This window comes from Flavobacterium sp. 123 (genome assembly GCF_003634825.1).
In the GTDB taxonomy this organism is placed as follows: Bacteria; Bacteroidota; Bacteroidia; order Flavobacteriales; family Flavobacteriaceae; genus Flavobacterium.
On record NZ_RBXD01000001.1, the window covers coordinates 2,037,911 to 2,056,945 of the forward strand.

18 protein-coding genes are annotated in these 19,035 nt (G+C 31.4%); 10 read left to right on the forward strand and 8 right to left on the reverse strand.

Annotated elements, in window-relative coordinates:
- Positions 1–41: 41 nt before the first annotated feature.
- The 7 genes from C8C88_RS08915 to C8C88_RS08945 all read left to right on the forward strand — a co-directional run bounded on the left by C8C88_RS08915 (position 42) and on the right by C8C88_RS08945 (position 9,121).
- Entirely contained in the window at positions 42–1,187 is a 1,146-nt protein-coding gene (locus C8C88_RS08915; RefSeq protein WP_121337751.1) for a glycosyltransferase family 4 protein, read from the forward strand.
- A gap of 3 nt (positions 1,188–1,190) precedes the next feature.
- Positions 1,191–2,735 (forward strand): glycosyltransferase family 2 protein, encoded by a 1,545-nt coding sequence (locus tag C8C88_RS08920; RefSeq protein WP_121337752.1) that lies wholly within the window; start codon positions 1,191–1,193, stop codon positions 2,733–2,735.
- Complete coding sequence (locus C8C88_RS08925) at positions 2,732–3,736, forward strand: glycosyltransferase family 2 protein (RefSeq protein WP_121337753.1); 1,005 nt, start codon at positions 2,732–2,734, stop codon at positions 3,734–3,736. The genes C8C88_RS08920 and C8C88_RS08925 overlap by 4 nt, the downstream gene beginning before the upstream one ends.
- Entirely contained in the window at positions 3,736–4,857 is a 1,122-nt protein-coding gene (locus C8C88_RS08930) for a glycosyltransferase (protein ID WP_121337754.1), read from the forward strand. Before C8C88_RS08925 ends, C8C88_RS08930 begins: the two co-directional genes overlap by 1 nt.
- A gap of 68 nt (positions 4,858–4,925) precedes the next feature.
- A complete protein-coding gene (locus tag C8C88_RS08935; protein ID WP_121337755.1) occupies positions 4,926–6,005 on the forward strand; it encodes a glycosyltransferase in 1,080 nt (359 codons plus the stop codon).
- Positions 6,002–7,345, forward strand: coding sequence for an O-antigen ligase (locus C8C88_RS08940; RefSeq protein ID WP_121337756.1), 1,344 nt, complete (start codon positions 6,002–6,004; stop codon positions 7,343–7,345). Before C8C88_RS08935 ends, C8C88_RS08940 begins: the two co-directional genes overlap by 4 nt.
- Before the next feature lie 381 nt (positions 7,346–7,726).
- The gene (locus tag C8C88_RS08945; protein ID WP_121337757.1) at positions 7,727–9,121 is read left to right on the forward strand and encodes an exopolysaccharide biosynthesis polyprenyl glycosylphosphotransferase; all 1,395 of its coding nucleotides are present in this window, start codon (positions 7,727–7,729) and stop codon (positions 9,119–9,121) included.
- Between the two features lie 7 nt (positions 9,122–9,128).
- Here the strand turns inward: C8C88_RS08945 and C8C88_RS08950 are convergent, their stop codons facing one another.
- Both C8C88_RS08950 and C8C88_RS08955 read right to left on the reverse strand, forming a co-directional pair.
- A complete protein-coding gene (locus tag C8C88_RS08950; protein WP_121337758.1) occupies positions 9,129–10,265 on the reverse strand; it encodes a DUF4105 domain-containing protein in 1,137 nt (378 codons plus the stop codon).
- A 105-nt stretch (positions 10,266–10,370) separates the two neighbouring features.
- A complete protein-coding gene (locus C8C88_RS08955) occupies positions 10,371–11,357 on the reverse strand; it encodes a PorV/PorQ family protein (RefSeq protein ID WP_121338624.1) in 987 nt (328 codons plus the stop codon).
- Between the two features lie 271 nt (positions 11,358–11,628).
- Between C8C88_RS08955 and C8C88_RS08960 the strand changes: the two genes are divergently transcribed.
- Together C8C88_RS08960 and C8C88_RS08965 are read left to right on the forward strand one after the other, a co-directional pair.
- Positions 11,629–12,348, forward strand: coding sequence for a phosphatidylcholine/phosphatidylserine synthase (locus tag C8C88_RS08960; RefSeq protein WP_121338625.1), 720 nt, complete (start codon positions 11,629–11,631; stop codon positions 12,346–12,348).
- Between the two features lie 9 nt (positions 12,349–12,357).
- Positions 12,358–13,218, forward strand: a complete 861-nt coding sequence (locus C8C88_RS08965; RefSeq protein ID WP_121337759.1) for a glycoside hydrolase family 25 protein — start codon at positions 12,358–12,360, stop codon at positions 13,216–13,218.
- Here C8C88_RS08965 and C8C88_RS08970 read toward each other — a convergent pair whose 3' ends face one another.
- The 5 genes from C8C88_RS08970 to C8C88_RS08990 form a co-directional block, all read right to left on the reverse strand.
- Positions 13,219–13,452 carry a DUF5808 domain-containing protein gene (locus C8C88_RS08970; RefSeq protein WP_370453797.1) on the reverse strand — a complete coding sequence of 78 codons (234 nt, stop codon included), beginning with the start codon at positions 13,450–13,452 and terminating at the stop codon, positions 13,219–13,221.
- A gap of 15 nt (positions 13,453–13,467) precedes the next feature.
- Complete coding sequence (gene lptB / locus C8C88_RS08975) at positions 13,468–14,208, reverse strand: LPS export ABC transporter ATP-binding protein (protein WP_121337761.1); 741 nt, start codon at positions 14,206–14,208, stop codon at positions 13,468–13,470.
- 87 nt (positions 14,209–14,295) lie between these two features.
- A complete protein-coding gene (locus tag C8C88_RS08980) occupies positions 14,296–14,646 on the reverse strand; it encodes a carboxymuconolactone decarboxylase family protein (RefSeq protein ID WP_121337762.1) in 351 nt (116 codons plus the stop codon).
- Positions 14,639–15,454, reverse strand: a complete 816-nt coding sequence (gene tatC / locus C8C88_RS08985) for a twin-arginine translocase subunit TatC (protein WP_121337763.1) — start codon at positions 15,452–15,454, stop codon at positions 14,639–14,641. Before tatC ends, C8C88_RS08980 begins: the two co-directional genes overlap by 8 nt.
- A complete protein-coding gene (locus C8C88_RS08990) occupies positions 15,454–16,419 on the reverse strand; it encodes an SIS domain-containing protein (protein ID WP_199711403.1) in 966 nt (321 codons plus the stop codon). Before C8C88_RS08990 ends, tatC begins: the two co-directional genes overlap by 1 nt.
- Positions 16,420–16,504: 85 nt before the next feature.
- Between C8C88_RS08990 and recQ the strand changes: the two genes are divergently transcribed.
- Entirely contained in the window at positions 16,505–18,700 is a 2,196-nt protein-coding gene (gene recQ, locus C8C88_RS08995) for a DNA helicase RecQ (protein ID WP_121337764.1), read from the forward strand.
- A gap of 70 nt (positions 18,701–18,770) precedes the next feature.
- Here recQ and C8C88_RS09000 read toward each other — a convergent pair whose 3' ends face one another.
- Positions 18,771–19,010, reverse strand: coding sequence for a hypothetical protein (locus tag C8C88_RS09000; RefSeq protein ID WP_121337765.1), 240 nt, complete (start codon positions 19,008–19,010; stop codon positions 18,771–18,773).
- Positions 19,011–19,035 lie beyond the last annotated feature (25 nt).

The following is a 19,035-nucleotide window of genomic DNA, read 5'->3' on the forward strand; positions in this document are numbered from 1 at the left end:
AATTGATATATCTTTCAATTTCAATAATTTAATTGTTTTTCATGAAAATTGCTTTTCTAACACCAGAATACCCGCATTATAAAACAGGAAACTCTGGAGGGATAGGCACGAGTATTAAAAACTTAGCTTTAGGACTTATAAAGCAAGGCTGTTCTGTTCGGATATTGGTATATGGGCAAAAAGAAGATGCCGTTTTTGAAGACAATGGTATTTGTGTTCAACAAATACAAAATGTAAAACGGAAAGGAATTTCGTGGTATCTTACCAGAAAAAAACTTCAAAGAATACTAAATACTTTATATGAAAATCAAGAAATTGATATAGTAGAAGCGCCAGATTGGACAGGTATTACTTCTTTTATGAAACTTAAAATCCCATTAGTCATTCGTTTTCATGGTAGTGATACCTACTTTTGTCATCTTGAAAATCGCCACCAAAAACTAAAGAATTTTTGGTTTGAAAAATTAGCTGTTCAAAAAGCGAAAGCTTTTATTGCTCCAACAACTTTTGCAGGAGAGGTTTCTCGAAAATTGTTTGGAATTAAAAATAAAATTATAAAAACTATTCATTACGGACTCGAACTAAATAAATTTGAGAATTTAAATCCTGGAGTTTATGAGAAAGGTTTGATTTTATACATTGGAACAATTATCCGAAAAAAAGGAGTTTACGAATTATCTGAAATTTTTAATTTAGTTAGAAAGCAGCATCCTGAGGCTAAACTAATCTTGATTGGAGAAGATTCGTCTGATATTGCTACGCAATCACAATCTACTTGGCATCTTTTACAGCAACAATTTCAGTCTGAAGACTTGGAAAAAGTAAGCTATCTTGGTAAAATTCCTTATCATGAAGTACAGTCATATATAAAAAAAGCTCAAGTCTGTGTTTTTCCTACTTTTGCAGAAACGTTAGGGATGGTAACTATTGAGTCGATGGCGATGCAAAAGCCTATTGTAAATAGTAATTTTGATTGGGCAAAAGAACTAATTATAGATGGTGAAAGTGGTTTCTTAGTGTATCCTAAAAATCATATTGAATATGCAGCAAAAATTAATGCTATTTTAGAAGATAATTTATTAGCAAAACAATTAGGGGAAAATGCTAGAAAACGGGTAGAAAATCTTTTTGATATTGAAAAAATCTCCAGAGAAAATCTCCGTTTTTATGAAACTTTAATAAAATAAGCTTTGATTGTAGTATATCATAAAAATAATCGAATTTCTAAAATTGTTTCAGATGGAAATTACTTATCTCCCTTTGATTATAATGTTTCAATTTCTAAAGGTATATGCTTGTTAGCTACTCTATTTCCAGAATCAAAAATTGTTTGGTGCAAAGAAGAGTTTCAAGATTTTCTTAATTTAAAAGATATAAACTCTATTTTTCATCATAATAAAATGATGCTCTCTTATCTGCCTAACGGAATGAACTTTTTAGGGAGGAAAATTGGTTATGTTGAGCAATCTCTATTTATTAAAATGAATAAGAATGTCTCCTATCCTACTTGGCAGATGAGTAGTATCGTCGGTGTAGTTCATGCTTCATTACTTATTAAAATAAAAGGTAAAATAAAACAAGATTTAGATTTTGATTATTACCTAAATTCTGTTGCTAAAGTGTGTATGCCTTTAGGATTATTATGTTATTCGGAACCTAAATTATTGAGTTCTTATGAAGGTGTAATTGTTTATAAAGAAGCATCCATTTATACTCTATTCAAGTTTGTAAAACAACATTATAAAAAGCGCTGGTTAGTATTACTCATATTGAATTTAATGGTATTCGAGAAACAATTTCCGCTACTTCCTTTTGGCGTTTCAATATTTTATAAAACCCGAAAAAACAATAAGCTACAGTTAAATACTATTCCCGTACAATCTACTTTGAAGACAACAATAGATAACACTATTGATGTAATTATCCCTACAATAGGTCGGAAAAAGTTTTTGTATGCTATTTTGCAAGATTTATCTAAGCAAACTCATTTGCCTATAAATGTTATAATAGTAGAACAAAATCCATTACCCAATAGTATATCAGAATTAGATTATTTGACTACAGAAATATGGCCTTTTAAAATTAAACATACTTTTATACATCAAGCAGGTGCTTGTAATGCTCGAAATTTAGCTTTATCTCAGGTTGAAAGTGAATGGGTTTTTTTTGCTGATGATGATATTAGAATTGAAAGAGAATTCGTTGAAAAAGCTTTTATAAATATTAAAAGTATTGGAGCCGAAGTAGTCTCGATTTGTTGTTTACAAAAAGGGCAGCGCCAAATATTTAATGACATTTTTCAATGGGGTAGCTTTGGTTCTGGATGTAGTTTTGTGAATTCAGAAAGTTTGAAAGATACTTTTTTTTCAAAACAATATGAGTTTGGATATGGTGAGGATAGTGACTTTGGAATGATGCTAAGAAATAATGGGCACGATGTAATTTACTTACCAGAGCCTAAAATACTGCATTTAAAAGCCCCAATAGGAGGATTTAGAACTGAGTCAGTATTGTTATGGCAAAAAGAAAGCATACAGCCTAAGCCATCACCAACAGTTATGTTGTATAGAAAGACTTACAATTCTAGGGAACAACTCCGAGCTTATAAAACCACTTTGTTCTTTAAATATTATAAATATCAAGACATTAAAAATCCATATAGTTATTTTAAAATGTTTCAAAAACAATGGAATCAGAGTGTATTATGGGCAAATAAATTAAATATGCTATCATGAAATTTTCTCTGATTATTTGTACTTACATGCGTCCTAAGCCGTTGCTCAAATTATTGCAATCGGTTCAGGAACAAACAGTATATCCGGACGAGATTTTAATTATAGACGGCTCGACAAATAATGAAACAAAAAGTATTTTGGAAGAAAATGTATTTCAAAATTTAAATTATTTTAAAGTTTCTCCAGAAAATCGAGGGCTCACAAAACAAAGAAATTTTGGAATTGAAAGAGTTGAAGATGAAATGGACGTAGTTTGTTTTTTAGATGATGATACGGTTTTAGAAAATGATTATTTTGAACAACTTCTGAATACCTATGCAATTTATCCAGAAGCTTTAGGTGTTGGAGGTTTTATAATTGATGATGTAATTGCTTTCGAATTTGTAGGCAATAATTATCAACCAAAAATAAGTGAGTATTTTTTTGATGGATGGAAAAGAAAAGATAGTAGTCGTTTCGTTCTTAGAAAAAAAATGGGATTAGACAGTGATTGTCCTCCAGGATATTCCTCTTTATATTCACATGGACGAAGTATCGGTTTTTTACCTCCAAGTGGGAAAATATATCAGGTTGAAATGCTAATGGGAGGTGTTTCTTCTTTTAGAAAATTAGTTTTTAATAAGTTACAATTCTCCACTTATTTTGAAGGATATGGATTATATGAAGATGCAGATTTTACATTACGACTTGCTAAAACAGGAAATTTATATGTAAATACCGCTGCAAAACTGAATCATTATCATGCAGTTTCAGGAAGACCTAACCAATACCAATATGGAAAAATGGTAGTTCGGAATGGTTGGTATGTTTGGCGGATTAAGAATCCAAAACCACAGCTGAATGCTAAAATAAAATGGCATTCAATCACTATTCTTTTAACAATGATTCGATACAGTAATGCACTGACTACAAATAAAAAAGCAGCAGCATTGACAGAAGCAATTGGAAGAACTATTGGGTGGTGGAGTTTGTTGTTTAATAAACCAAAATTAGAAAAGTAATGAAATTTGCTATTATAACTTTTGTTCCTCATATTTTAAAGGATAGCAAATATTATGCTTATTCTCCGTATGTGCGAGAAATGAATGTTTGGTCAAAATATGCTGAAGAAATTATTTTAGTAGCACCTCAAGAGGAAGGGAAACTAAGTCCAATAGAAAGCTCTTACAATCATAAAAATATTAATTTTATAAAGATTGACAGTTTTGATGTTTTAAATCTCAAATCAATTGCGCTTTCTATTTATAAAATACCAAGAATTAGTTGGCATATTTTTTCTGCGATGCAAAAAGCAGATCACATTCATTTGCGTTGTCCTGGAAATGTAGGATTGTTGGGTTGTTTTATCCAAATTTTGTTTCCTAATAAACCAAAAACAGCTAAATATGCAGGCAATTGGGATTCTAAATCAAAACAACCTTGGACTTATAAATTGCAACAATGGATTTTAAATAATGCGTTCTTAACTCGGAATATGCAGGTTTTGGTTTATGGAAGTTGGGAGGGAGTTTCTAAGCATGTAGTCCCTTTTTTTACGGCAACCTATTCAGAATCAGAGAAAGTTCCTTTGCGAAATTTAATGCTATATTCAACTGTTGATTTTATTTTTGTGGGGACTTTAGTTTCTGGTAAAAGACCATTATATGCTATTCAATTAGTTGAGGATTTATATAGAAAAGGATTTGATGTTCGACTCAAATTATTTGGCGAAGGTGTTGAAAGAGGAAAATTAATGTCTTATATAAAAGAGCATCAATTGCAAAACATCATTAGTTTACAAGGAAATGAAAATTTTGAAACAGTAAAATCAGCATATCAAAACAGTCATTTTGTGGTGTTACCATCTGAGAGTGAAGGTTGGCCCAAGGTTATTGCAGAAGGAATGTTCTGGGGATGTGTTCCTATTTCGTCCTCAGTATCTTGTACTCCGTATATGTTAAATTATGGAGAGAGAGGTGTTCTGTTGACAATGGATTTAGAAAAAGATGTAAGGCAGATACAAACTCTTTTGAGTAATGCAACAGATTTTGACAAGAAACGAATTGAAGCTTCAAATTGGTCAAGAAAGTATACCTTAGATTTTTTTGAAAAAGAGATTTTAGAAATATTGAATTCGAAATAATTCAAACTTCTGTATAGTATTTTAGCTAATTCAAACTAAAATTTACAATCAGAATAGATAAAACAAAGATGCGTATAGTTCAAATTATAGATTCTCTTGAGGCCGGTGGTGCTGAGCGTATGGCTGTTAATTATGCTAATGCACTTGCTGATAGGATTGAGTTCTCAGGTTTGGTAGTGACCAGAAAGGAAGGAGCTCTTTTTGATCAGATTGATACTGGTGTTTCTTATTTTTATTTGGATAGAAAAAAGACCTTTGACTATAAGGCATTGGTCAAATTACGCAAATACATAGTTGAGAATAAGGTAACTCATATACAAGCTCATAGCACTTCCTTTTTTTTAGCTTTTTTATTAAAAATTGGGTGTCCTTCGATAGTATTAATTTGGCATGACCATTATGGAGGTAGTGAATTTTTAAATAAAAGGCCAGCTCTTGTATTACAATTTGTTATACCTTTTTTTAGAGGTATTATTTCTGTAAATAAAAAACTTATGGATTGGTCAGAAAGTAAACTCCATTTTAAGAACACTATTTATTTGCCTAATTTTCCAGCAGAAAAATATGAATGTTCTGATGAAACTTTGTTGAAAGGTACTCCAGAAAAGCAAATTGTTTGTATGGCTAATTTAAGGGAACAAAAAGATCATTTTTTACTTTTAGCAGTTGCAAAAAAAATACAAACAATATATCCTGACTGGACATTTCATTTAGTAGGAAAAGATTTTTATGATGATTATTCGATTAATATAAAAAGCAAAATCCTTGAGTTAGGTTTAGAAAAAAATGTTTTTCTTTACGGTACAAAACAAGATGTTAAAAATATTTTAGACCAAGCTACTATAGCTATTTTAACTTCAAAATCTGAAGGATTGCCCATGGCCTTATTAGAATATGCTCAACAAAAAAAGCCAGTTGTGGTTACTGATGTTGGGGAAATTTCTTCTTTGGTCATTCATGGAAAAAATGGATTTTTAGTTTCTTCTTTACAAGATCAATTGTTTAGTGAGGCATTAATCGAGTTAATAGAAAATGAATCATTAAGAAAGAAATTTGGACAGGAATTATTCCATACAATAAATGATAATTTTACTTCGGAAATAATACTTAAACAGTATTTGAATTGGTTGCAATATAATTGTCAATGAAAAAAGAAGATTTAAACTATTTATACCTTATAGGACTCCATGTTATTATTGGGATACTAATTTTTATGATGCCATTTTTATCAAAGATTTATGGGTATGGAATCTATATCTTTTGGTTATGGTATATTATTAAAAGTCAGAATAAAAATGATGAGGTACTTATAGCAGCAGCATATATTGTTGGTAGTGAGGTTTTTTTAAGAATGACAGGGGGAAATCCATTGTATGAAATCACAAAATATGGAGTGATTTTATTTTTGTTTGTAGGGATGTATTTCAGTGGTTTTTCTAAAGGGGCTTTGCCCTATTGGATATTTCTTATTTTGTTAGTACCAGGAGTTATTATTTCAACTTTTGTCCTTGATTTTGATACAAATATCAGGAAAGCTATTGCCTTTAATATCTCTGGTCCGGTTTGTCTTGCTATTGCATCGTTGTATACTTTTCGAAAAAAAATAGCATTAGTGCAGATGAATACTATTCTTTTGAGCTTAGGGCTTCCTATTATTACTTGTATGGTATACCTAACTTTATTTACTCCAAATGTAAGAGAAGTAATTACTGGAACCGATTCTAATTTCATAACATCTGGTGGATACGGTCCAAACCAAGTAGCTACTATTTTGGGATTAGGAATGTTTATTTTCTTTTCTAGAATTGTTTTGGAATCTAAGTCTACTTTTCAAGTAATACTTAATCTTTTTATTGCGGTTAATATTACCTACAGAGGTATGCTTACCTTTTCTAGAGGAGGCATGATAACCGGATTTTTAATGATTCTATTGCTATTATTATTTTTATATGTAAAGTCTAATGGAAATGGAAAAGTAAAATTGAACTACATTTTTGTCATGATAGGATTAGCTATGCTATGTGTATGGGGATATACTTCATTTCAGACAGGAGGATTAATTAATAAGCGTTATGCAAATCAAGATGCAGCAGGTAGAGTAAAAGAAAGTAGTTTTACGGGTAGAGAAGAAGTTGCAGCAAACGAAATTGATATATTTTTGAAAAATCCAATTTTTGGGGTTGGTGTCGGAAAAGGAGCTGAGGTTCGTAAAGAAGAAACAGGTATTGAAGTATTGTCACATGATGAAATTACTAGAATGCTTGCAGAACATGGTTCTTTAGGAATTTTAGGTTTGATGATATTGTTCTTTACTCCTTTGTTTTTGTATTTTGAAAACAAATTCAATATGTTCTTATTATGTTTTGTTTGTTTTTGGTTTCTGACTGTTAATCATGCGGCTATGAGAACTGCTGCGCCAGCTTTTGTTTATTCACTTTCGTTACTTAATGTTCAATTAGTACTGCCTAAAAAAAGAGTTTCTCCTTGATTTAGGTAATTAGTTATTTCTGTACTATTTTATTAAAGTATTTTGGAATTTAACCTTCTTAATTTCTTCGTTCTGATGAAATTCCCCTTCATTTTTTTAATAATTAGTTTTGATAAAATGCTTTCAGTATAAATATTTTTATAGGTGTTTGCAATACATTAAAAGGAGTAAATTTTATTTTATAGTAAGTAACTTAAAAATATCAACTTGTTTTAATAGAGATGTCTGCATTTTAACAGATATTTTAGCATTTAGACCTATTTTTTTTCCACTTTCTTAGTAGTTTTTAACTTTGCAATTATAAGATTGTTATGCTAAATAATTAGTTCAAATATCTTAATGGGTAATTGAAATATTACATAATTAAATTAAATAATTCAAATGTTCTTTAAAAACAAAATACATTTTGAAATTTCAGAAAGGAAGGTCATTCTGCGTTTTTTTGATTTTGGTTTTGTTTTAGTAGCATTATATTCAGCAGGTTATTTTTTTGATTTTAATTACTTCATTGTTTCAAAATTTAATCCTCGTTGGATTATAGTTCTTGGGGTTTATATTAGTTTTTTTGCAACTATTTTTGAGATGTATAATCTTCAAGTGGCTAGCAACCAATTTCAAATTATAAGAAGTACTATACTTACCGCATCTACAACAGTTTTAGTTTATTTATTAACGCCAATTTTCACGCCACAACTACCTACAAATAGAATTCAAATGTTGGTTTTTTATTTGACAGTGTTTAGTTCTTTGTTTTTATGGAGGATGATTTATGTTCATTTTTTGGCTTCCAATAGATTTGCTCAAAATGCAATATTAATCTGTGATAAAGAGCAATTAGAAGAATTGATTTTTGGTTTAGAAAGCATTGATCCGCATTATAAAATTGTGGCATATATAAGCTCAGATTGTAATGAAAAAGAAGACAACGCTTATCATTATGTGAGGAATATTAAAAAAAATGATTTGGTTTCATTTGTCAAAGAAAATTCTATTTCAGAAATTGTTATTGCATCTCAAAAAACAGAAGGGATAACAATTGATTTATACCACCAACTGATTAGTTTATTAGAATCTGGAAATAGTATTAGGGAATACACGCAAGTGTACGAAAGTAAAACACACCGTATTCCAGTTCAATATATTTCTAGAGATTTTTATCGTTTTTTTCCATTCAGTCGAAGTAATAACAATAAGCTCTACATATTAGGTGTACGGATTTTTGAAATAATAATTTCGTGTGTTGGCTTAGCTATTGGGCTTCTGTTTATTCCTTTTATTCTTCTTGGGAATGCTATTGGCAACAGGGGTAAATTGTTTTATACCCAAGAGCGAGTAGGGAAAGATGCTAAAATATTCAAAATATTCAAATTTAGAACTATGGTTAAAAATGCGGAGTCTAATGGCGCCGTTTTTACAACTAGTAATGATACTAGAGTTACCTCTTTCGGGAAGTTTTTGAGAAAAACGAGAATAGATGAGTTTCCTCAGTTTATAAATATCCTAAAAGGGGAAATGGCAGTTATTGGACCTCGTCCAGAACGAGCTGTTTTTGTGGATGAGATTGCTGAACTTATGCCGTTTTATGAAACCCGACATGTAATCAAGCCAGGACTTACGGGCTGGGCACAAGTAAATTATTCCTATGGAGAGACAATTGATGACAGTCTAATAAAGCTACAATATGATTTGTATTATATAAAACATCGTAGTATTTACCTAGATTTAAATATCATTTTCAAAACAATTACCACAGTTTTGTTTTATAGAGGCCAATAAAAAAGGATTAAGAATTTTTTTGAATTCGTTTGTTAGCCAATACTAATTTTACTAAAACGACAAGGCTAGTTATTAGTATAGGTAATACAATTAATAGATGGGCTTTGTTAATTAAAACAGTAAGGTAAATAGCTAAGCAAGAAAGATTTACCAAGGCTAGATTATAAATCCATTTGTTGTTTTTTGTAAAATAAAAATAAACCAATACTAATAGAGTAGGGTTGAATAAAAGGATGTTGTAATTGTATTCTAATTCTTTGTGTAAAGAATAAAAGCCAACAAATACAAACAATATTCCTAATATAGCAAGTAGGCCAAGATAAAATATATCAATTCCTTTTTTGTTGATTACAATTACAAATCCAAGGATAAGTATATAACTGTAAAAATTATTCCACCAAGATTGAGGTATTTCTTTTTCAAATTCAATTATAGTTTTGTTCTCTTTGGCAAGAAGATGATTTTGAAAAGAAGCCGTTTTTAAACTTTTTTGTAATTCGAAAGGCAAAAATATCTGTGTTCCTAAATTGTCTACTTTTTTTCCGAAAATGATACTTGTTCCGAGTTTCTCATAAAAATGATTGTCAAAATAAGGATAAAGTATGGTTCTATAAGTTATATCAGTATCGGAGCTTTTTACTATAGCTTTTGTGTTTAATGATTTGTTGATGACATCAACCACCATCGAAGTACAGTTTTTGTCAATGAATTTATAAGTGTAATTTCGTTTTTCTAACTGTAAACTAGCATTTAAATTTTCAAATAATTTTTGTTTTAACTCTTTTGGGATTTGAAGTTCCTGTTGGTAAACAGATCTCTTTTCATAAATATAATCATTTATAAAATCAGTGTAAGAGTGCGCGATTGCAAAATATTGTAAGTCGCCTTTAATGAATTTCAGCACAAAATTTGGAGTGCCAAAATCAAAAGCGCCATAGTTGTATACCACATCTATGAAGTTTTCAGGATCGCTTACTCGAACTGCAGTATGGCCAAATAGAGAATAAGATTCGTTGCCAGTTCCACAAGTCAAAACACTAACTTGAGCTTGATTTGATAATATGATATTTTGACTGAAACTATAGTTAATAGTTAAAAATAAAAGTACTATAAATGAAATTTTTTTAAGAAAAGAGGAATTCATTATTTTGCTATTAAAAGTAAATGTTCTTTCGCAAAGATACTCAAAGATAATAAAGAGTTTTAAAGTTTTTTATTCTTCCAAAAGTCTAAATCGAATGTTTTACTATTAATTTCGAAACATTCCTAAATCTACTTTTACAGAAAATATATTGGAGTATAATGTGGTGCTTTGGTTTCCTAAATCGGTTAAAGCATAATCAATTTGAATCCCTTTGTACTTAAAACCTAGTCCTATATTGGGTTGAAAACTCACCTTTTTGGAATTGTCAAATTGTTGTACATTTTGAAAATTTCCTAAGCCTCCACGTAGAAAAACTAAATCAGTATAGCCAAATTCAAATCCAAGGGCGGGATCAATACTAATGAAGTCGGTAGTTATCAAATCATTAGTTTTGGCAAAACGCATATTCATATTGGCTGCAGCCATAACACTGTAATCATAATGTATGGTGAATTTTTTAGACAATCCTAATTGTATTTTGGGAGCTGTAATTTCAGTGCTTTCAGGCAATTCTTGGTTTTGTTCAGGAATGGCATTTGCAATTTTTTGATATTCTACTTCATCAATACGCCATACATTATAAGTGGTAGTGATATCTCGAATCATTAAGCCAAATTGCCAATCATTTTTTTCGTACTGAAGTCCAATATCAAAACCAAATCCCCAAGAATTCGCAAAATTCCCTATAATGCGTCGAATTACTTTAGCATTTACCCCGTATTGAAATCCTGAAACGGGAAACTTTCGGGCATACGAAAAAGTAAAGCCATAATCAGCTGTCGAAAAAAGACTAATTCTATTGTAATCGATATTCCCTTCTGAATCAATTAATTCAGTAGTATTCAAGATGTCATCTACGCCAAAACGAATTAAAGAAATTCCCCATGCACTTTGATCGTCTATAGGACTGGCATACGCTAGGTAATCGTATTGCGCAATATTAGCAAAATAATTGGCATGCATTACAGCTACTTGATGGTCGCTTAAATGGGTTAAACCTGCAGGATTCCAGTAGACTGAATTAACATCCATAGTCGATGCTACAACAGTATTTGCCATACCTAATGCCGCCGCATCCACACCAATATTCATGAATTCATTCGAGTATTTTCGTACCGCCTGAGCATAAATTCCAGCATGTATTAAAACCAGTAAAAAAGGAAAAATTTTTCTCAATAGGATAATTTTCAAGCCGAAAGGGCATTTAAATTTCTTCAAAAATATAATTTTTTATTCAGCTTATTTCTTCCTTTGGGTAAATTGTGCAAAAGTAACTAGGCAGATAAAAATCTCTAATAAAAACGTACTTCTCTTGAACTTATTATATTAAATTTGTCCCGGACTTACACTGATATAAATTATGATGAATATTAAAAAGCATATTCCGAACTTGATTACTTTATTAAATCTATTTTCGGGTTGTATAGCGCTAGTTTTTGCTTTGAATAAAGATTTTGATCTTGCTTTTTATTTTGTTTGTCTTGGTATTTTCCTAGATTTTTTTGATGGATTTTTTGCTCGATTATTCAAAGTTTCAAGTCCGCTAGGACTACAATTAGATTCCTTAGCGGATATGGTTACCAGTGGCGTTGTGCCTGGTGTTGTTATGTATCAGATGATTGCAAACTCAAGTGCGTTTCCAACAATGAATTCGGATATTGTTTTTTATCCTTTTTTAGGATTTATAATCACATTAGGATCGTGCTACCGTTTGGCTAATTTTAATATTGACACCCGTCAAACAGATTCTTTCATTGGATTGCCAACCCCTGCAAATGCTCTTTTTATATTGAGTTTACCTTTGGTCTTACAATATTCTGACTCTATTATTATTCTTGAATTATTGACAAATCATTGGTTGTTGATGGGAATTACATTATTTAGTGCTTATATTTTGAATGCTGAAATACCTTTGTTTTCGTTAAAAATAAAGAAATTCAATATAACAGATAATGTTCTACAAATTGTATTTCTATCCTTGTCCCTTGTATTCTTGTTGTTTTTTGAATATCTAGGAATCCCAATGGTTATTATTTTTTATGTATTACTTTCAGTGCTAAATAATACATTTCTGAAAAAGTAATTTTTTTGAATGAGAAAAAAAACAGTCAGAAGAAGAACTACGGTAACTCGTAAATCCAAAAAAAAATCTGTATTTGTAACAAAGGTTATCCGTTATTTAAGTTGGGTTCTTGTTGGAATTTTTCTTGTTGGAATTGTATATCACTACCGAGAGGGTTTAGCATATTATTTTAGTTTCAAATCGAATAAAGTACTTTCTGAAGCGGAAGAATCCAAGCATTTTTCAGATGTTAGAAATTTTCAGGTTCTTGAAAAAAGTGAAGGTAAAACTATTGGTCTTGATGTTTCTGAATACCAGGAAAAAATTAGTTGGTCCTATGTTGATACTTTAGAACAAAAATATCCATTAGATTTCGTTTTTATTCGAGCAACGGTTGGAAATGACCGAGTTGATAGTGAATTTAAAAGAAATTGGCTTGGCGCCAAAGAGAATAAAATGATTCGTGGTGCCTATCATTATTACCGTCCTAATGAAAACTCAATCGAGCAAGCAGAACTTTTTATCCAAACGGTAACTCTTAAAAAAGGGGATTTGCCTCCAGTTTTGGACATAGAAAGACTTCCTAAAAATCAATCTATTGATAGCCTTAAAATAGGTCTGAAAAGATGGCTTACTAAAGTAGAATCACATTATAAAGTGAGACCTATCATTTATACGGGGGAAAAATATTATGATGATTTTCTAAAAGAGGAATTCAGCGATTATCTTTTTTGGATTGCCAATTATAATTTTTATCGAGAGGAAATACAAGACGAATGGTTGTTTTGGCAGTTTACAGAAAAAGCAAAGGTGCCTGGAATAAAAACTAATGTAGACATTAATATTTATAATGGTGATCTACAACAATTGCGTTTTATTACTGTGGATTAATTAATGTTTTCTTAGAATCATTGAAATAATAAACGCAAAAAACAAGATTAATAGAATAAAAAACAAAACGGAGTTTCTATTTGCAAAGTTTGTTGTCCATCCCATCCATGACGTTCTTTTTGGTGGAAGTATTCGGGTATCTTCTGGATTATAATAGAACATTCCCATTTTCCAGTTATTTGGGTCTTTACGCCATCTCTCTAATGTTTCTTTGCTGGGTTTTTGATTTTTCATTATGATTTGGGAGGTTTAAAACTCTAGTTTCTTTTTTCTTAACTCAAAATTTTGACCTAAGTACACGCGGCGAACCATTTCATCTTCTACTAATTCTTCGGGGATTCCTGCCTTTAGAATTCCTCCTTCAAACATAAGGTAGGTTTTGTCAGTGATGGCTAATGTTTCTTGAACATTATGATCCGTAATTAGGATTCCGATATTCTTGTTTTTTAATTGTGCTACAATACGCTGAATGTCTTCTACAGCTACAGGATCTACTCCGGCAAAAGGTTCGTCAAGTAATATGAATTTAGGATCAGTAGCTAAACAACGTGCAATTTCAGTACGACGACGTTCTCCTCCAGATAATAAATCTCCACGGTTGGTTCTAATGTGTTCTAAGCTAAATTCAGCAATTAGACTTTCCATTTTTGCCTCTTGTTCTGCTTTTGTATGATTTGTTAATTGAAGCACGCTCAGTATGTTGTCTTCAATACTTAATTTTCTAAAAACAGATGCTTCTTGTGCTAAATAACCAATACCTTGTTGTGCTCTTTTATACATTGGATAATCGGTGATATTTAAATCATCCAAATAAATATTTCCAGCATTGGGCTTTACTAATCCAACAATCATATAAAAAGAGGTTGTTTTTCCGGCACCGTTCGGCCCCAAAAGACCTACGATTTCTCCTTGGTTTACTTCTACCGAAATACCTTTTACAACGCTACGACCTTTATACGTTTTAATAAGATTATCTGCCCTTAATTTCATATTTTTAGCTTAACTGTTTACTTGTTTCTAAAATTTAAACGTCACAAATAAACGAATAAACGAATCAACAAATAAACCTATTAACAATTATTTAGTTTCTTCCTCTAAAGCTTCCCAAAATTCGTAAGCTCTACGCAAATGTGGAACAACGATTGTACCGCCAACTAAAGTGGCAATTCCCATCGCTTCCATCATTTCTTCTTTAGTAACACCTTCTTTGTAACTAGTTTCTAGATGATATTTCACGCAGTCATCACATCGTAAAACCGCTGAAGCTACTAATCCTAGAAGTTCTTTAGTTTTTACGTCAAGTGCTCCAGCAGCATAAGCGTTAGTATCTAAATTGAAAATTCGCTTTACAATTTTATTGTTGTCTGCTAGTAATTTTTCGTTCATTTTGGAACGATATTCATTGAATTCTTGAACTATATCAGCCATTTTCTTTCTTTTGATTACGGACTACAATTTTTGAAATTAAGATACTCGCTTCATAAATTAATAACATAGGAATAGCAACAATTGTCTGACTTACCACATCTGGAGGAGTTACAATTGCAGCAACTATAAGAATTATTATCACGGCATATTTCCAATATTTTCTCAAAAAGACTGGAGTAACCAAGCCTAATTTTGTTAAGAAATAAATGATAATAGGCAATTCAAAAAATAATCCACTAGCAACAACACTAGTTTTAACCATCCCGATATAAGAATCAATGCTAAATTGATTTTTTACAACATCACTTACTTTGAATGTAGCAAAGAAGTTAACTGACATTGGAACTACCACAAAGTATCCAAAAAGAACTCCTAAAAAGAATAATAATGAGGATACAAATATGAAAAGTTTGGCATGTTTTCTTTCTTTTTCATATAAAGCAGGGCTGATGAATTTCCATAATTCCCATAGTATGTATGGGAATCCAAGAATAAATCCTGCTAAAATACAGGTCCAAACTAATATATTTACCTGTCCTTCCATATCTGTGTTTTGGATAATAAAAGGCATATCTGTTACACAAATGCTATCAGCAAAACCAAGCGAATGTGATAAATCACAGAAAAAACGGTAGGTTACAAAATCAGCGCGAGTAGGGCCAAAAATGATTACATCAAAAATATAATCACTTATAAAAAAAGTAACTGTGGCAAGAATTAATATTGCAATTGTACTTCGAACTAATAGCCATCTTAATTCTTCAAGATGGTCTAAAAATGACATTTCGTTTAGGTTTTTCTTGCTCATTATATAATACCTTCTTTAAGAATGTCATGCAAGTGCAATACGCCTTTATATTCCATGTCATCAACAACCACTAATTGGGTTATTGAATAATCTTCCATAATATTGAATGCATCAACAACCATAGCGTTTGAAGATGTCATTTTTGGGTTTTTTGTCATAATATCTTTTGCAGTTAAATCAGTAAAGCTGTCTCTGTCATTCAGCATTCTTCTAATATCTCCATCGGTAATAATCCCGATGACTTTCTTGTTTTCTACTACTGCCGTAACTCCTAATCGTTTTTCGGAAATTTCGAAAATTACTTTTTTGATTGATGCATTTGGATCAACCATAGGTTTTAAGGAGTTTTCTAACATGTCTTTTACGCGTAGTAATAATTTTTTGCCCAAAGCACCACCTGGATGATATATAGCAAAATCTTCTGCTTTAAAATCACGCATTTCCATTAGGCAAATAGCTATTGCATCTCCCATTACCAGTTGAGCAGTTGTGCTATTTGTTGGAGCAAGGTTGTTTGGACAGGCTTCCGCATCTACAGTAGTGTTCAAAATAAAGTCAGAACCCTTAGCTAAGAAAGAAGTCATGTTTCCAGTTATTCCTATCAAGGTATTGCCAAAACGTTTCAAAAGAGGAACTAAAACTTTTATTTCTGGGCTATTCCCGCTTTTTGAAATGCAAATAATCACATCATCATTTTGAATCATTCCTAAATCACCGTGAATAGCTTCAGCTGCATGTAGGAATAAAGATGGTGTTCCAGTTGAGTTAAAAGTAGCAACCATTTTCTGAGCAATAATGGCACTTTTTCCTATTCCGGTAACAACTAATCTGCCTTTTGAGTTATAGATGCTTTGTGTAGCGTTGATGAAATTTTCATCTAAAAAATCAGTTAGTTTAGCTATTGCCTGACTTTCTGATAGAATAGTTTTTTTGGCACTAGCCAATATATTTTCTTTAGTTATCAAAACAGAATGGTTAAAATTTGTATGTGTAAAAGAAATTTGTATCTTTATGTGATGCAAATTTATACAAAATACCACATAATAAAGAATGAATTCAAACGAAATTGATATACACAAAGAATTAAAGAAGTATTTTGGTTTCAGCCAATTTAAGGGTTTGCAAGAGCAAGTTATAAAAAGCATTCTTAATAAACAGAATACTTTTGTTATTATGCCAACAGGAGGTGGAAAATCGCTCTGTTATCAGCTGCCCGCTTTAATTCAAGAAGGAACTGCTATTGTTGTTTCTCCTTTGATAGCCTTGATGAAAAATCAAGTAGATGCTATTCGAAGTTTGTCTTCGGAAAATGGTATAGCTCATGTATTAAATTCGTCTCTTACTAAAACCGAAATCGCACAAGTAAAAAAAGATATTACTTCTGGATTGACTAAATTATTATACGTTGCCCCTGAATCTTTAACAAAAGATGAATATGTTCAATTTCTTCAATCCGTGCCTATTTCCTTTGTAGCGATAGATGAAGCCCACTGTATCTCAGAATGGGGACATGATTTTAGACCTGAATACCGAAACTTAAAACATATTATTAAGCAGTTAGGCGATGTTCCCATTATTGGGCTAACCGCAACCGCAACTCCAAAAGTGCAAGAAGATATTCTGAAAAATTTAGATATGTCTGACGCAACTACTTTTAAAGCTTCTTTCAATAGACCTAATTTGTATTATGAAGTACGAACTAAAACTAAGAATATCGAATCAGATATTATTCGTTTTATAAAACAACATAAAGGCAAATCAGGAATTATATATTGTTTGAGCCGTAAGAAAGTAGAAGCTATTGCCGAAGTTTTACAGGTTAATGGCATTAGTGCTGTTCCATATCATGCCGGTTTAGATGCAAAAACACGTGCAAAACATCAAGATATGTTTCTTATGGAAGATGTTGATGTGGTAGTAGCAACAATTGCTTTTGGAATGGGTATTGATAAACCGGATGTTCGCTTTGTTATACACCATGATATTCCTAAATCATTAGAAAGTTATTATCAAGAAACGGGTCGTGCCGGTCGAGATGGAGGTGAAGGACATTGTCTGGCGTACTATTCATATAAAGATGTTGAAAAATTAGAAAAATTTATGTCAGGGAAGCCAGTTGCTGAACAAGAAATTGGTTTTGCTTTGTTACAAGAAGTTGTAGCTTATGCTGAAACTTCAATGTCTAGGCGAAAATTTTTACTGCATTATTTCGGAGAAGAATTTGATAGTGAAACTGGAGAAGGTGCTGATATGGATGATAATGTTCGTAATCCAAAAACCAAAGTGGAAGCCAAAGATCAAGTGGTTCAACTTTTGGAAGTTGTTAGGGATACGAAACATTTATATAAATCAAAAGAAGTTGTCTTTACGCTAATTGGTAGAGTCAATGCAGTTATAAAAGCACATAGAACTGATTCTCAATCCTTTTTTGGATGCGGTTCAGATCATGATGAAAAATATTGGATGGCATTACTCCGCCAAGTATTAGTTGCTGGATTTTTGACAAAAGATATTGAAACCTATGGAATTGTAAAAATCACGAAAAAAGGATTGGATTTTATCAAAAAACCAAGTTCTTTTATGATGTCTGAAGATCATGAATATAATGAATCAGAAGATGAAGCTATAGTAACCGCATCAAAATCATCAGGAACTGCCGATGAGGTTTTGATGGGAATGTTACGTGAATTGCGTAAAAAAGTAGCTAAAAAATTAGGGGTTCCTCCATTTGTTGTTTTTCAGGATCCGTCACTTGAGGATATGGCTTTGAAATATCCTATTTCTCAAGAGGAATTGATTAATATACATGGTGTTGGCGAAGGAAAGGCAAAAAAATATGGTACTGAATTTGTCGCGCTTATTAGTCGTTATGTCGAAGATAATGACATCATTCGCCCAGATGATTTAGTTGTGAAATCTACGGGGGTAAATTCCGCTAATAAATTATATATTATTCAAAATATTGATAGAAAATTGTCCTTGGATGATATTGCTTCCGCAAAAGGAATGAAGATGGATGATTTGATTAAGGAAATGGAACAAATTGTTTATTCGGGAACAAAATTAAACATCAAATATTGGATAGATGAACTTTTAGATGATGACCAACAGGAAGAAATTCATGATTATTTTATGGAATCTGAATCGGATAAAATTGAAGATGCGCTCAAGGAGTTTGATGGGGAATATGATATTGATGAATTGCGCTTGATGCGAATAAAATTTATTAGTGAAGTAGCAAATTAAGACTGTTTTAAAATCTAGAAACAATTAAATAAGAAGGTTTAAAAGTGATTTATGTGCTTTTAAACCTTTTTTATGATTCAAATAATTCACCACGATGCGGTTTTAAAGCATCTCGTACGGCAATCATATTTTCATCCGCTACAACCATAAAAGCTATTGCCTGCATTTCTCCTTGTATTTCAAAACCGGTAATGTTCAAAGGTAATTTTTCAATAGCAATATATTCTTTTAGATGGATTTCATGATGTTCTGCAGTTTTTGCGGCAGCTGGTCCTCTAAAATCCCATATTAGTTTTATTTTTCTAGACATTTTTTTAGCTTTTCAATTTAAAGGA

Bases quoted from the DNA above. Each gene is read 5' to 3' on its own strand.
- C8C88_RS08945 (WP_121337757.1), top strand. From the start codon at position 7,727: ATGTTCTTTAAAAACAAAATACATTTTGAAATTTCAGAAAGGAAGGTC.
- C8C88_RS08980 (WP_121337762.1), bottom strand. From the start codon at position 14,646: ATGGCTGATATAGTTCAAGAATTCAATGAATATCGTTCCAAAATGAAC.
- C8C88_RS09000 (WP_121337765.1), bottom strand. From the start codon at position 19,010: ATGTCTAGAAAAATAAAACTAATATGGGATTTTAGAGGACCAGCTGCC.
- C8C88_RS08935 (WP_121337755.1), top strand. From the start codon at position 4,926: ATGCGTATAGTTCAAATTATAGATTCTCTTGAGGCCGGTGGTGCTGAG.
- C8C88_RS08965 (WP_121337759.1), top strand. From the start codon at position 12,358: ATGAGAAAAAAAACAGTCAGAAGAAGAACTACGGTAACTCGTAAATCC.
- tatC (WP_121337763.1), bottom strand. From the start codon at position 15,454: ATGAGCAAGAAAAACCTAAACGAAATGTCATTTTTAGACCATCTTGAA.
- lptB (WP_121337761.1), bottom strand. From the start codon at position 14,208: ATGAAATTAAGGGCAGATAATCTTATTAAAACGTATAAAGGTCGTAGC.
- C8C88_RS08915 (WP_121337751.1), top strand. From the start codon at position 42: ATGAAAATTGCTTTTCTAACACCAGAATACCCGCATTATAAAACAGGA.
- C8C88_RS08950 (WP_121337758.1), bottom strand. From the start codon at position 10,265: ATGAATTCCTCTTTTCTTAAAAAAATTTCATTTATAGTACTTTTATTT.
- C8C88_RS08960 (WP_121338625.1), top strand. From the start codon at position 11,629: ATGAATATTAAAAAGCATATTCCGAACTTGATTACTTTATTAAATCTA.
- C8C88_RS08955 (WP_121338624.1), bottom strand. From the start codon at position 11,357: ATGAATATTGGTGTGGATGCGGCGGCATTAGGTATGGCAAATACTGTT.
- C8C88_RS08930 (WP_121337754.1), top strand. From the start codon at position 3,736: ATGAAATTTGCTATTATAACTTTTGTTCCTCATATTTTAAAGGATAGC.
- recQ (WP_121337764.1), top strand. From the start codon at position 16,505: ATGAATTCAAACGAAATTGATATACACAAAGAATTAAAGAAGTATTTT.
- C8C88_RS08925 (WP_121337753.1), top strand. From the start codon at position 2,732: ATGAAATTTTCTCTGATTATTTGTACTTACATGCGTCCTAAGCCGTTG.
- C8C88_RS08940 (WP_121337756.1), top strand. From the start codon at position 6,002: ATGAAAAAAGAAGATTTAAACTATTTATACCTTATAGGACTCCATGTT.
- C8C88_RS08970 (WP_370453797.1), bottom strand. From the start codon at position 13,452: ATGAAAAATCAAAAACCCAGCAAAGAAACATTAGAGAGATGGCGTAAA.